16 protein-coding genes and 1 pseudogene are annotated in these 13,239 nt (G+C 66.1%); 9 read left to right on the forward strand and 8 right to left on the reverse strand.

All coding sequences use genetic code 11. The annotated features are described in order from the left end of the window. Nucleotides 1-333 precede the first annotated feature (333 nt). From QH270_RS04840 to QH270_RS04870, 7 genes are all read left to right on the forward strand, one after another. Entirely contained in the window at nt 334-897 is a 564-nt protein-coding gene (locus QH270_RS04840; RefSeq protein ID WP_280339115.1) for a DUF3558 domain-containing protein, read from the forward strand. Between the two features lie 49 nt (nt 898-946). Then, on the forward strand, nt 947-1,453 hold the full coding sequence (locus QH270_RS04845; RefSeq protein ID WP_280339116.1) for a hypothetical protein: 507 nt from the start codon (nt 947-949) through the stop codon (nt 1,451-1,453). Next, on the forward strand, nt 1,450-2,628 hold the full coding sequence (locus tag QH270_RS04850) for a hypothetical protein (protein WP_280339117.1): 1,179 nt from the start codon (nt 1,450-1,452) through the stop codon (nt 2,626-2,628). The genes QH270_RS04845 and QH270_RS04850 overlap by 4 nt, the downstream gene beginning before the upstream one ends. Before the next feature lie 101 nt (nt 2,629-2,729). Beyond that, a complete protein-coding gene (locus QH270_RS04855; protein WP_280339118.1) occupies nt 2,730-3,416 on the forward strand; it encodes an ESX secretion-associated protein EspG in 687 nt (228 codons plus the stop codon). Further along, on the forward strand, nt 3,413-3,754 hold the full coding sequence (locus QH270_RS04860) for a hypothetical protein (protein WP_280339119.1): 342 nt from the start codon (nt 3,413-3,415) through the stop codon (nt 3,752-3,754). Before QH270_RS04855 ends, QH270_RS04860 begins: the two co-directional genes overlap by 4 nt. Before the next feature lie 21 nt (nt 3,755-3,775). Then, entirely contained in the window at nt 3,776-4,114 is a 339-nt protein-coding gene (locus QH270_RS04865; protein ID WP_280339120.1) for a type VII secretion target, read from the forward strand. A 3-nt stretch (nt 4,115-4,117) separates the two neighbouring features. Continuing rightward, the gene (locus QH270_RS04870; protein WP_280339121.1) at nt 4,118-6,076 is read left to right on the forward strand and encodes a hypothetical protein; all 1,959 of its coding nucleotides are present in this window, start codon (nt 4,118-4,120) and stop codon (nt 6,074-6,076) included. A gap of 12 nt (nt 6,077-6,088) precedes the next feature. Here the strand turns inward: QH270_RS04870 and QH270_RS34605 are convergent, their stop codons facing one another. The 7 genes and pseudogenes from QH270_RS34605 to QH270_RS04905 all read right to left on the reverse strand — a co-directional run bounded on the left by QH270_RS34605 (nt 6,089) and on the right by QH270_RS04905 (nt 10,625). Then, a complete protein-coding gene (locus tag QH270_RS34605; RefSeq protein ID WP_280339167.1) occupies nt 6,089-6,547 on the reverse strand; it encodes a hypothetical protein in 459 nt (152 codons plus the stop codon). A gap of 235 nt (nt 6,548-6,782) precedes the next feature. Continuing rightward, a pseudogene (locus QH270_RS34610) lies at nt 6,783-7,322 on the reverse strand (serine/threonine-protein kinase); the annotation flags it as partial. Between the two features lie 134 nt (nt 7,323-7,456). Beyond that, on the reverse strand, nt 7,457-7,825 hold the full coding sequence (locus tag QH270_RS04885) for a hypothetical protein (RefSeq protein ID WP_280339122.1): 369 nt from the start codon (nt 7,823-7,825) through the stop codon (nt 7,457-7,459). Between the two features lie 107 nt (nt 7,826-7,932). Continuing rightward, the gene (locus QH270_RS04890; RefSeq protein ID WP_280339123.1) at nt 7,933-9,606 is read right to left on the reverse strand and encodes a hypothetical protein; all 1,674 of its coding nucleotides are present in this window, start codon (nt 9,604-9,606) and stop codon (nt 7,933-7,935) included. Further along, complete coding sequence (locus tag QH270_RS04895) at nt 9,599-9,934, reverse strand: hypothetical protein (RefSeq protein WP_280339124.1); 336 nt, start codon at nt 9,932-9,934, stop codon at nt 9,599-9,601. The genes QH270_RS04890 and QH270_RS04895 overlap by 8 nt, the downstream gene beginning before the upstream one ends. Before the next feature lie 96 nt (nt 9,935-10,030). After that, nucleotides 10,031-10,339: a DUF6802 family protein gene (locus QH270_RS04900; protein ID WP_280339125.1), complete on the reverse strand. Its 309-nt coding sequence runs from the start codon at nt 10,337-10,339 to the stop codon at nt 10,031-10,033. A gap of 94 nt (nt 10,340-10,433) precedes the next feature. Continuing rightward, complete coding sequence (locus tag QH270_RS04905; RefSeq protein ID WP_280339126.1) at nt 10,434-10,625, reverse strand: PspC domain-containing protein; 192 nt, start codon at nt 10,623-10,625, stop codon at nt 10,434-10,436. Nucleotides 10,626-10,772: 147 nt separating this feature from the next. On the opposite strand from QH270_RS04905, the gene QH270_RS04910 reads away from it, so the two are divergent. Both QH270_RS04910 and QH270_RS04915 read left to right on the forward strand, forming a co-directional pair. Further along, nucleotides 10,773-12,413, forward strand: coding sequence for an ABC-F family ATP-binding cassette domain-containing protein (locus QH270_RS04910; RefSeq protein WP_280339127.1), 1,641 nt, complete (start codon nt 10,773-10,775; stop codon nt 12,411-12,413). Nucleotides 12,414-12,421: 8 nt separating this feature from the next. Then, nucleotides 12,422-12,847: a hypothetical protein gene (locus QH270_RS04915; protein WP_280339128.1), complete on the forward strand. Its 426-nt coding sequence runs from the start codon at nt 12,422-12,424 to the stop codon at nt 12,845-12,847. Here the strand turns inward: QH270_RS04915 and QH270_RS04920 are convergent, their stop codons facing one another. Beyond that, on the reverse strand, nt 12,848-13,222 hold the full coding sequence (locus tag QH270_RS04920) for a hypothetical protein (protein WP_280339129.1): 375 nt from the start codon (nt 13,220-13,222) through the stop codon (nt 12,848-12,850). Nucleotides 13,223-13,239: the final 17 nt, after the last annotated feature.

Consider the following 13,239-nt stretch of genomic DNA (forward strand, 5'->3'; position numbering starts at 1 on the left):
CCCATGGAGCCATCCCAAGCCTGTGCGCTACGACACATTTGGTCGTTCCACGTCACTGACGCGGAACCAACAGTGGAGTCGGTGCGTCCAATCATCGTGTGGTCACCCGAAATTCCCTGTGGACGATGATGTCGAGACGTCTGCATGCGCGGGTGACGATGGCCCCGGCAACAGCGGAGACCCCTCCGCTGCGCATCCCTACGCCGATCGACCGCGCCGTGCATCGACCGTGAACGAGCAGCCTCGTTCCCACTACCACGGTCCGGTAATGTCAACCCGCAATGGGCGGGGAGTCCCGCGGGATACCGGTGTCGGTGGGAGGAACCTGTGCAGATGAGTCGGGGATCGCAGGCGGTCGCTGGGCTGGCGCTGGCGGGGATGCTGCTGGTGGGGGGATGCGGGCAGGAGAAGCCAAGCGACGAGGCGACGCCGGCGCCGACGTCGAGCGACGTGCCGCTGCCCACCGGGTTCGATGGATGCAACCTGCCGCAGTCGTTGATCGCCGCGGAGCAGTTGAAGAACATGGGCGAGGACAAGAACTGGAACTCCCCGGGGAGCTCGCGCAAATGGTCGGGCTGCACGTGGGTTCAGAGTGATGGCTTCACAGCAGGGGTCACGGTAACCACAATCACTCTCCAGAACATTCTCGACAGCCCAAGCAGCACGTGGACGATCGGCGATCGGTTCGCTATCGGAGATCGGGCTGTGGTCACCTACAGCCAACCGGTAGACGACCCTGCGGAAAAATGCATGCTCAACGTCGAGATGAGCGGGGGAAGCATGGAGATCACGTTGCTCAACCAGCCGTCCGCCAGAAAGTCGAAGGGCCGTCACGCCTGCGACATCGCGAAGTCATTGGCAACACAGTTGGCGCCGACGATCCCGGCTGGAAGCTGACGGCGAGCCGGCACGGATAGTCAACTCAACAAGAAATAAGGAGGGGGTTGTGGCTGACGATACGCCATTGGCGAGTTTGATCGAGCAAGCCAGGAACGGCAACCTGAACGTCGGATTCAGTGACAACATCGCAGTCAATGCCGATGAGTTCGTCTACATCGAACGGGACTGCGAGGCTTTCAAAGACAAGATCCGAGTCCTGCAACGCACCGCCGAAGGCATTTCGAAGCGCGAGAATTGGGGACTCGGCGAAGACAAGGACCGCCTGGCCTCCGCCCAAACCCTGGTCGGCCGATTCCGCGGGAAGGCCAAGATCGTCGACCCCGCAAGAGATTCCGACAACAACGTCTACGACGTCCTCGAGCAGCACTACAAGATCGTCGACGACATCCAGATCCTGCATCGCACGATCGCGCAGAAGTATCGCGAAACCGACGCCGCCTTCGCCGCGGAGTACGACCGGATGACGGCGAACCTGCCCGCCAGCCCGATCACCACGAACCCGCCCGGCAAGATCGAGCCCGGCACGACTTCCATCGCGGTGGGGCAGTCATGACGCACTCGACCGAGAAGCCGAAGATCACCGACGATATTCGCGAGCACGCCGACCAGTTCGAGCACTGGGACATCTACCGGTCGTTCAACCCGCTCGACCCCAATGCCGCGCAATCGGCCGCCCAGGAGTACTGGGCGTTGGCGAACGGCTGGAACAACGCCGTCGAGTACTTCGCCGCACGGATCAAGCATTCGAGCACCGCGGCCTGGGAAGGAACCGCCGCCGAAGCCTCCCGGACAGCGATCACGAACTACGCAGCGCGCGCACTGGAGCTCTCACCCGCGTTGTCCGCGTTGGCCTCCGAGGTGACTGTCGCGGCAAATTCGATCGTCACCACCAAACAGTCGGTGGACGAACCCCAAAATGGCCGCGGCACATGGGATCTGACGGGAAAGATCGCGGACTGGGTCACCGACGGACCGCGCTCGCGAGACGAAATCGACCGGGCGAAGACGGAAGCCCGCGAGGCGATGCAAACCCACTACATCGACAAGTTCAAGGTGACCGACGGCAAGATCCCGGTGTTCCCGACGGCGGTGAGCCCTGTCGATCCCCTCTACTCCTTCGATCCGAGCAGCGACCCGGGCGGGACTCCGTCCGACGGCGGCGGGAATCCGACCACACCAACGGCGACGAACCCGTCGGCCACCTCTCCGACCACTGATCAACCCGCGACGACCGAAGATCCGACCGCCACCGAGGGCGACTCCGAGGACGATTCGACCGACGACTCGAGCAGTGCAGATCCGGATACCGGCGATTCGACAGAACCGAGTTCGACGGATCCCGAATCGCCCGCGACAAATCCGGCCGCAACCAACCCGGCGGCGGCCGGCGCTCCCGGATCGGGCTCGCCCGGCGGCGGGACAGGTGGAGGCGGCGCGGGATCCCCGGGCGCCGGAACGCCTTCCGCGCCCGCACCGGGCAAAGGGATGCCGGGCACGCCCCTCGCGGCGGGCGGCACTGCCGCCGGTCTCGGTACCGCCGCCGCGAATGGTGGCCGCGGCATGGCGGGGATGGGCGGCATGGGCGCGCCTGGCGGGCGCGGTGGCGGCAAGGACGACGAATCGACCCACGAGATTCCCGAGTGGTTGAGAAACATGGAGAACACCGAGGAACTCCTGGGCGAAACCCCCAAGACGTTGCCCGGCGGCGTGATCGGCCTGGACCTGTGACGGAATGGACCTGGGAGCCGGACGATTTCGCCGCGCTCTGGTACAGCCTCGGCCGAGACCGCTTTCCCTTTCCGCTCGGCTACACCAGTCGACTGGTTTCGGTGGCCGAGGTCGATCGGCACCGTTCGATGATCCAGAGCCGGTACGACACCGACGAACGCGAGCTGATCGAGCTCGCCTTCCACACCCTCACGGCCTCTCAACTGCGGATCGAAATCCTCGGCGAATCGAATGCCATCGGCAAGAGCGGGACGAAGGAATACCGCGTCATCGGCGCTCGAACGCCACATCATGCGGTGATGCTCACCCAGACAGCGACGCTCGAGGGCGTCGAGGAACGGATTCGCTGCCGGCTGCTACGGCCTGAACAGTTGCCCGGTCGGCTGTCGTGGATTGTTCCCGAATACGCCGCCGGACGTGGCGCCACCGAGACGTTCCATCTCGATGAGCTGGAATCGAAAGGTCGCGAGTCGGACAGCTGGTCGGTCACTCCGCGGCAACGCTTCGACAAGTTCGTCCACCGGCCCCGTGAAGGTACTGCCTGGGCGCAGTTGCGGACAGGCCAGATCACCGACCGTCCTCAACCATGGTCCAGCGCACGCTGGTTCGACTTCCGCGATGACGGTCGCTACCTCATGCAACGCAACCGTGAACACGTGCGGATGACCCCGGCCGGTTCCGAGGATCTGACCAAGCTGTTCACCAACTGGATCGATCGAGCCCTCACTCGGCTACGCGAACAAGAGGAGCAAGCTGTGCCGACCCCGTGGGGAGGAAGTGCGCGATGAACTGGCTCGCCAGAATCGACAGCATCACCAACGAACACATCGACGCCACGCGGCAGGTCGAGGAGCGCGTGCAACAGGTCCAGCGGGAAGCCGAAGAGGCGACACAGCGGATCGGTGAGCGGGTGGCGGCAATGGGATTCGGGCAGGAGACACCGGAAGAACGCGCTGCTCGCGAGGCACGGGAAGAGCGGGACCGCTTGATGTACGAGTACCGCATGCGGGCGCAGCAAGCGGAGGCGCCGGGCCGCCACCGCGAGGTCTATGTGCAGCCCTCGGACTGGACCGACGTCGACGAGGCGCGAGCCGAAGGGTTCGGTCGCGATTCATGGCTGGTGTAAGCACGTTCGAAGGGGCCGCTGATGAGTGACATGCTGAACATAGACACGAATACCGTTCGCGCACAGGGCGCGAAGCTGCAGAGCACCGCGCAAGAACTGACCGCGGTCGCGAACTCCTGGGTGAACATGTTCGACAAGAACGACCTGGGCACGGAGTACGCGGCCGAGGCGGCGGCGATCGTCACCGGGTTCGAACACACGGCAACCGCGGTGAAGAACTGGTCGGGCGCGTGCACCGCGTTCGGCGATGCCCTGACCAACAGCGCCAACAGCGTGCAGTACACCGATGATCAGTTCTCCAGCGCCATCGGCAAAGTATCGGTCGACGGCAATGGTGATCTGACAGTAGGGGGGAAGTAGGGCATGGCAGACGACTCCAAGCTCGGACTCGGCGAGGGAAATGCCGGATCGTGGGTAACCATCAACGGCACCGGCCGCGACGGGTCCGCCGTGTGGGCGGGGTACGGCGATCATGCCGCCGATGACGTCAAGGTCAACGAGGCGCTGGCCGCCGATACCGGTGCCTACAACCCGGGATACGATGCCGCCACAATTCTCATGTGCGGCGGAAACGGCCTGAGCCCCAACCAGGTTTATTCCACCCAGAGCAACTACGACATTCTGTTCTGGTTCCACCTCGTGCAGGCGCGCTATGCGTTCTCCGGCGGCAAAGCAACCGGAATTTCGCTCGAATCGAAGGACGCGATCAGCAAGGCGTACTTCAAACAGAGCAACATGAAGCTGAACAACCTCGTCGGTGCGGCTCAGCGCATTTCCGCCGCCATGCCGAAGATCGAGACCGCCCAGAACGATCAGGAGCAGGTGGTCCGTGTTCTCGACGGCGCCTGGCAGGGTGCGAGTGGCACGGCGGCGAAGACCAAGCTGAGCAACCTCAATACCTGGTCGGACGAGGCCTCCACCGAAATCGGCCAACTGCCCGGCATTCTGAACGCCGCCGTCGACGGGATCAAGAGCTGCCTGCAGCGGAAGGCCAATGCATTCGGCGAACTGTTCAACATCACCAAGATCAACGGTGTCGAGATGGCGAACGGGGACAGTGGTGGTCGAGGGATCAATCTCAACGGTGGGGATGACGATGCGGCCGGAAACGACGATGTCTCACTGATTCTCAGATACGCAGACCGGAGCGGAATCGGCGACAATGTGCGTGCTCGAATCCAGGTACTCGCAGACCAAGGGGTGTTCGGCCCGAACCGCGGCGGGTTGGCCAGATATGCCAACGCCTGGGATCAGGGGCCGAAATGGCAGAACGAAGACCGAAGCGAGCTTGGGTCTGCATACTTCGATGATCAGGCGGTACAGCTTTGCATCCAGTGGCGTACCCATTTTCACGAGAGTGCCGAAGGCTTCTTCCGGGCTTATACCAACCTATGTACCGAGACGGACGCTGCAGTCAAGGGATACTTGAAAGTCATCACAGATGCCCTGAACAACGTCGAGCATCTGTCCACTCCCCCAGCCCCCGAATCACAGCCCGCCGATCAACCGGACACCGGCACCCCGAAAACCAACCCCGCGGGCACCACCACCGACACCTCGAACGGCGGCGGCAGTCTCTCAACCGGTGACACGACCGACGACGGCAAGACTGCCGCGGCCGCAACGGTGAACCCGACCACCACGGACGACACCGACACAGACGATGACACCGACGACGACAACAACTCGTCCACCGACCTGAGCAGCCTGTTGTCCACGGTCTCGAGCGGGCTGTCGACGCTGAGTTCGGTGGTCAGCGAGCTGTCGAGTCTGACCTCGGGCTCCTCGACCTCGGCCGAGTCGATCGCCGAATCAATCGGCACCGGTCTCAGCTCGCTCGGGACATCGATCACCAGTGGCATCGAGCAGCTGAGCACCATGTTCAACAGCGGAGGAACCACCGAATTCACCATCGCGGGAACCACACTGAGTGTGGGGACCGGCGAGAACGGCCAACTCGCGCTGACCACCACGGACTCCACCGGCACGACCCACCAATACGGCCTCACTCTCAACGAGCAGGGAATCCCGGTGGTCACCGACAACACCTCGACAGATTCAGCCGACGGCGGCGCGCCCGCTGCTCCTGCTGACCAAGGGCCTGCGGCTTCTGGCGACGGTGGCAATCCGGCGAACGCGACACCGAACCCCACCGGCGCACTCAACGCCAAAGGCCAGGAAAACGAACACAATCCGGGCACATACACCGGAGGACCGGCGTGGACACCCGAAGAAACGCCCGACACCCAGCAGTTGGCGACCCCGCCCGAGCAGCAGCCCGGCAACTCCGGCGCGCAGCTTGCGGAGGCCGGCCCGCTGTGATCGTCGACATTCCTACCAGTTGGTGATGTCGGTGAACACCAGAATGCACAGGATCACCAACAGCGACACGTAGAACAGGATCAACAGCTGGCGCGGCTGCAATCGTCGCGCGCGTGGCATCGGGAGCGGAACCCGCAGCTGCGGTTCGTCGACTGGCCGCCGCTCCGTCATAGCCACCCACCCGGGCTTGCCCTTGACGACCGGTGGCCGCACCGGGCCCGCGTCGACCAGACGCCTCCGAGGCGGGGCCGCGTCGGCCACTGCCGTCGCCGTCCGGGTGGGGAGGTCCTGACGGGTGGCCACCGGTCGCAGCGGAGCGGCGTCGAAGACCTGCCGGACGGCCGCTGCGAATTCGCCACACGAGTCGAATCTGTCCACCGGGCTTTTGGCCGTCGCCCGGGCGAGAATTGCATCCAGCGCCACCGGCAGATCGGGCCTCGCTCGCACGATCGACGGCGTCGGTGCGGACATGTGTGCCTGGATCACCGCCACCGGGTTGGGGGCCCCGCGCGGCGGCGCGCCGGGGGGAAGGGGGCAGAACCGGCGCCCGCCCCCCGGTTTTTGGGCTAGGGGGGGAAAGGCGCGCAGACGGAGCCCGCCCGCCAGATTTTGGGGTGGCGGGGGGGGGGGGGTCTTGGGGGGCGTGTATCACGGCCAGGGGGTTGGGCGCGGCTACGGGGTACGAGCCTGTCATCAGCGCGAAGAACGTGCACGCCAACGAGTATTGGTCGCATCGCGGATCAAGGGGCAGTGCGGCGAGTTGTTCCGGGGACGCGAAGGCCAGCGTGGCCGTGAACGAGCCGGTCTGGGTCAGGGGATTGTGGTCGACGTGGAGCCGCGCGATGCCGAAGTCGGCGAGCACGACGCGCTCGGGCCGCCCCGGCTCCGCGGCACCGAGCAGGATGTTCGCCGGTTTGATGTCCCGGTGCAATACCCCGTGGTTGTGCGCGAAGTCGAGTGCGTCCGCGACCTCGCAGAGGACGTGGACCGCTCGGGCAGGATCGAAGACACCGACCTCCGCGGCATCGGTGCCTCGCACATACTGCATCGCGATCCACGGGCGCTTACCTTCTATGCCGCGGTCGAATACCCCGACGATGTTCGGATGGTCGAGCCGTGCCGCGAGGTCCGCCTCTCTGGCGAACCTCGCTCTGGCCTCCTCGTCACCGAACATCTGCTCGTCCAGAAGTTTCAGCGCCACCGACCGTGGCAGCCTGGGATGCCGAGCCAGATAGACGGTGCCCATACCGCCGCGCCCGAGCGTCCGCTCGATCTCGTACCCGGCGATGTACCCGTTGTCAGACACTCTGTTGTCCCCCACTGCATTCACCGGTTCTTCGGTGCCCACCAGACGTGCTCAGAGTGCACGATCGGATCGCCTCAGTCCAACCAAGTCGACCGCCGGTAGTACTCGGACTCGGAATCGAAGTCGCCGTCCGACGGTGTCACCGTCGATCTCGCCTCGCGTGCCGCCCTGGCTCGGGCGACTGCCGCGCGGATCTCCGCTTGCCGCTGCTCGTCCGGTGACATGGTCGGGTCGGGAACGAACGGAGCAGGAATCCGGACCGCGGTACGGACGATCTCCTGATCAGATCCAGAGTGAATCGATTGCGGCTCAACGGTTTCACTCGCGTCAGGCTCCGATTCCGGTTCGGTCGCCTCGCGCAGTCGCTCGGCCGCATCGATCGCGAACCGCTCCGCGCGCAGTGCGGTCTGCCGGTTGATCTCCTCGATGTCGTCCATCAGCATGGCCGAACGTCGACGGGCCTCCGCCGCGATCTGTTCGATCTCTGCCGCATAGTCCATGATCGGTCACCCTCCCGGCGTCACGTGTGATCCGCGAAGGCACGGCGGCGTCACAGCGGGCCCGCTTCGGCGAGAACCGCGCCGCTGCCACCGGAATCGCCCACGGGGTGGTTCTCGACACTGGGAGTGTGTTCGCCGTCGGACTCCTGGTTCGTCGAACGTGGCACAGCGGGGATGCCGCCCGGCACCGGGCCCGAAGGCTGGCCCCCCGCACCGTCATCGGTGGGCTCCGGAGCATCCGGGACTGCGCTGTCCGGCTGGTCGGCCGCGTCTTGCCCCGCCGGGTCCGGCTGGCCGGTCTCCTCAGCGCCGGGTTCGGATTGTGGTGTGCCCGAGGCCGGTTCACCCGCTGACTGGCCGTCTCCCTGATCGGTCGATGCGCCCTCGCTATCGGCAGTGCCGGAATCCTGTGTGAGTACAGGGTTCCCGTTCTCGTCCAACGTCAACGAGTATTCGGTCGTCGTGCCGTCGGCGGCCGTCGTGGTCAACGACAGCCCGTTCTCCCCCGCCGTGATGCTGACCTTCGTATCGCCGAGCTGGAACGACGCCTCGTGCTCGCCCGAGAGGAGACTGCTCGCCTGCTCGCTCAACTGCTCGATGCCGTCGCTGACGGAGGTGCCCACCGATTCGATCGCCGAGGTGATCGAATCCCCGAGATCACCGGTCAACGCGCTCGACAGGGTGGTGCCGAGCTCGCTGATCGTCGAGGTGAGCGTGTCCAGGGCCTCGGTGGTGTCGGAGTCGTCGGTCGAAGTCGAATCGTCGGTGCTCGCATCGTCGGTGTTCTGCGTGACAGTTTTCGTTCCCGAGGTGTCGCCGGTCTGTGTTCCGGCGGTAGTCGTCGGATTTCCGGCGGACTGTTGAGTGCTCCCACCGGTCTGATCGCCCTGCGACTGGTTGTCGCCGCCCTGGGCTTGTTGCTGCTGCGGATCACCCTGCGGCTGCTTCTGCTCGCCCGGCGTCCCGGAAACGTCTTTCGCCCCGTCGTAGGACTTCTCATCGACGGCGTCGAGTGCGGTGATGATGGCGTCGTACTTGCCCTCGATGGCGGTCCGCGCGATCGAGCAGGCCGTGGTGAAGGCCGTCAGCGTCTTGTCGTATCGAAACGCGAAGACGTCCTTCAGCCAGCGCTCGCACTCGGTCTTGATCAGTTCTGGCTGCTTCTTGGGGAAGATGGCCCCCGGCATCAATTTCTGCCAGACGTCCTTGTCGATCTCACCGGAGGCCTTGGCGTCGATCACCTGGTCGATGTCCGCCGGCGTGAGGGTGGCGACCTCGACCTTGCCGTCGACCAGAGCCCCGTCGATGGCCTGCACCTTGTCCTTGACCGTCTGCAGGATCGCCGTGCTCGCGGCATTCAGCGCGTCGAGAACCTTCTGCACCGCCGTGGCATCGGTTTCGGCGTGGGTGGCGAGGTTCGCCACGATGCGAATACCGCTGGTCGCCGCCTCGCCCTGCCACGCGACAGGGAGGACCTGGCTGATCTGCTTCTGCTTGTCCTTCTGAGTATTCGCGGTGGTCAGCGCGAGTTGCAGGCCGGCTGCCGCGGCGGACAAGGTCTGCAGGTTCAGTTGACGTTCCGCGTCGTAGGTGGTGTAGATCGCCTGCAACGACAGCGTCTGGGCAGTGGGAAACGCTCGCAGATATCGTGGCGTCAGGTCGGTGAAGAAGCCCAGACCGCGCGCGGCGCCGTCGTCGAGTACGCCGTCCACCGTCTCAGCCATTGGCGTTCACCTGGGCGGCGAGCTTCTTCTGGTCCTGCGCGCCGGCGTTGTCGACGCCGACCAGTTCGATGGTCGTCTTGCCGATCGCGTTCGCCGTCACATCGGTGGCTGTGGTCCACCGGTTCAGCCAGCCGCTGATCCGATCGAACCCGGTGGCGATCCGCTGGCCACGATCGGCGTAGGCCCGCCCTGCTTCGCTGCCCGCGCCCCACGCGTTCACGTTCACCGCCGCCTTGCGCAGCTCGCCGACCGTGCCCCGCAGATCGTTGACCGATTGGGTGATCGCGGCCTCGTTCACCACGACACCGTTCGAGACGGTTGTGCTCATCCCCCACCTCCACGTTTCCGGGCACGCCGCAGCAGCGCGCTACCTACTTCGACGCGGCGCGGCGCCCGACGGTTCCCACCTCCGCCGACCGAAAAATCACTCCCCCAGGTTTCCCTGGTCCGTCCGCCTCCACTCCGAGGTACCGTCCGGGTTCCGGTGGTACTCCCAGGCCGCGTAGTCACCGTCGGATTCGACCACCGTCACGTGGTCGGCGATGCCGTCGTGGTCGTAGTCGGACCAGATGCTGGTGTCGTGGGGGGTGGCGTTGGTGATGGAGTCGACGACGCCGTCGCCGTCGAGGTCCTGGGACGGCTGGTGGAGTTCGACGGGGCCCAGGTTGCCCAGGGGGGTGTGGGCGTCGATGTCGGGTAGGCCGAGGCCGGGGATGTCGCCCGAGGTGACCATGGGACTCCTCCTCAAACGGGAAACTCGCGGATGACGGCGCGGCGGGGGTGCCACCATCTTGTCATCCGCGAGCCGGGACGGGAGGGGTCGGGCCTTACTTCTTGGGCATCATCAGCCACAGGACCAGGTACAGCAGGAACTGCGGGCCGGGCAGGAGGCAGGAGACGACGAAGACCAGGCGGACGATGTTGGCGTTCCAGCCGAAGTACTCCGCGATCCCCCCGCAGACACCGGCGATCCATTTGTCGCTGGTCGAACGGGTGAAGCGGCGGGCGGGGGCAGTCATTGTGTGTTGCCTTCCTGTCGTGCAAGTGATGACTCCACTGTGCCGAGCGGGAGCCCCCGGTCGCATCGGTCGGCAGACCCATTCGCACCCTGATTTCCGCCGGGCCCGATCTCAGGGTCCTACCCCGAGGCGGGCAGACTCTAGGAGGTGAGCACGACATTGCAAGCCACCGGTCTCTCCGCCGGCCACGCCGAGCGGACCCTGTTCGCCGACCTCGATTTCACCCTCGCGCCCGGCGATGTGATCGGGTTGGTCGGGGTGAACGGGGCGGGCAAGTCGACGCTGCTGCGGATGCTCGCCGAGCGGGCGCCGGGCGCGGGCAGCATCACGGTGAGCCCACCGGACGCGACGGTCGGCTATCTGGCGCAGGAGCCGGAACGGATCGAGGGCGAGACGGTGCTCGAATTCCTGGCTCGCCGAACCGGTGTCGCGCACGCGCAGCGGGTGATGGACGACGCGGCGGAACGGCTCGGCGAGGGCGGTGACGACGACTACTCCCCTGCCCTCGAACACTGGCTCGCCCTCGGCGGCGCCGATCTGGATCAGCGGACCGAGGAGGTCGCCGCCGATCTCGGGCTCACCGACGGTCTCGCCGGCGGACTGGCCACGCCGATGACGGGACTCTCCGGCGGGCAGGCGGCGCGAGCCGGCCTGGCCTCGGTGTTGTTGTCGCGCTTCGACATCCTGCTGCTCGACGAGCCGACCAACGACCTCGACCTCGACGGCCTCGACCGGCTGGAACGCTTCGTCACCGGAGTGCGCGTGCCGCTGATGGTGATCAGCCATGATCGAGAGTTTTTGGCGCGCACGGTGAATCGGGTGCTCGAACTGGATCTGGCGCAGCAGCAGGTCGGCCTCTACGACGGCGGATACGAGGCGTATCTGGCCGAGCGGGAGATCGCCCGCAGGCACGCGCGCGAGGCCTACGACGAATTCGCCGACACCAAGGCCGGTTTGGAGGCGCGCGCGCAGATGCAGCGCAACTGGCTCGAGCACGGCGTGCGCAACGCGCGGCGCAAGGGCAAGAACGACGCGGACAAGATGGGCCGCAAGACCCGCGCCGAGTCCACCGAGAAGCAGGCCGCCAAGGCCAGGCAGACGCAGCGGCGGATCGAACGGCTCGACGTGGTCGAGGAACCGCGCAAGGAGTGGGAGCTGCGGATGGAGATCGCGGCCGCCCCACGCAGCGGCGCGGTGGTGGCCACCGCCGTGCAGGCCGTCGCGCACCGCGGCGCGTTCACGCTCGGCCCGATCACGACCCAGATCGACTGGGCCGATCGCATCGTCCTCACCGGCGCCAACGGCTCGGGCAAATCCACCCTGCTCGGGCTGCTGCTCGGCAAGATCAGCCCCGATTCCGGTTCCGCCACCCTGGGTTCCGGCGTCGCGATCGGCGAGGTCGACCAGGCGCGTGGCCTCTTCCGTGGCGCCGACAGCCTCTCGCACACCTTCGGCGCGGCCATGCCGGACTGGCCCGACGCCGAGGTCCGCACGCTGCTGGCCAAGTTCGGGCTGCGCGGCCCGCACGTCACCCGCGCCTGCGACACGCTCTCCCCCGGCGAACGCACCCGCGCCGCGCTGGCCCTGCTACAGGCGCGCGGAGTGAACCTGCTCGTCCTGGACGAACCGACCAACCACCTCGACCTGCCCGCCATCGAACAGCTCGAACAGGCTGTCGAATCCTTCACCGGCACTTTGATTCTGGTGACACACGATCGCCGGATGCTGGATTCTGTCCGGGCGACCCGACGTTGGCACATGGCCGACGGCACGCTCATCGAGAAATAGGACCCGGCATGGACCTCGGCATCGACACCCGTATCACGCTGCTCGCCACCGGCCTGATCTTCCTGAGCGCGCTGCTGCTCGGGGCATGGAAGTACCACGGCATCCGGACCTCCGTCGAGGGCGCGGCGCACGTCTACGTCGACATCGCGCATCGCGCGGCGCTGATGTATTCCTTCGCCGGGATCCTGCTCGCGGTGTTCACCGAGCTCAGCGCGTGGCCGACGGCTGTCAACCTGAGCGCCGACCTGGTGATCCTCGGGTTCTTCGCGGGCGCGATCGCCAGTTACGCGATGCACGGCGCCAAGCGCGACACCACCAACCAGTTCGCCGGCGCGATTCCCGCCGGGCTGCGGCTGTCGATGTACGGGCTGATCGCCGGGGAGATCGGCGGGTTCCTGGTGCTGTTCAGCGGCTTCGTCGCCGGCCAGTTCTGATCAGAACGACTGCACCACAGCCGTTTCCGCGGCGCCGAACAGGTCGATGTCGGAACCGAACTTGGCGCCGAGCAGACCCGCCAGACCGGTGGCGAGCAGAATCGCGACCACGGCGATGAGCGAGCGCGACCGCGGCACCCGCGGCATGGGCAGGGACAAGCCGCGCGTCGGTTCGGGGACCGGTTCGTAGTGCTCGACCGGCTGGCCGTAGCCCTCGTCCCGGATGGGGACGGTGTGGTGCGAATAGCCCTGCGGCACATCCCGGCACCCCGGCCTGCCACACGCGCCACCGCAGCGGTGATAGGGATCGGGGGTGCTGTAGTCGAGCGGGTACCGGTCCTGGTCGTGATAGTTGCGGGCAGGCAGCGACGCCATGGATCGGCCCCCTTCGA

Source organism: Nocardia neocaledoniensis, from assembly GCF_029868625.1.
In the GTDB taxonomy this organism is placed as follows: domain Bacteria; phylum Actinomycetota; class Actinomycetes; order Mycobacteriales; family Mycobacteriaceae; genus Nocardia; species Nocardia neocaledoniensis_A.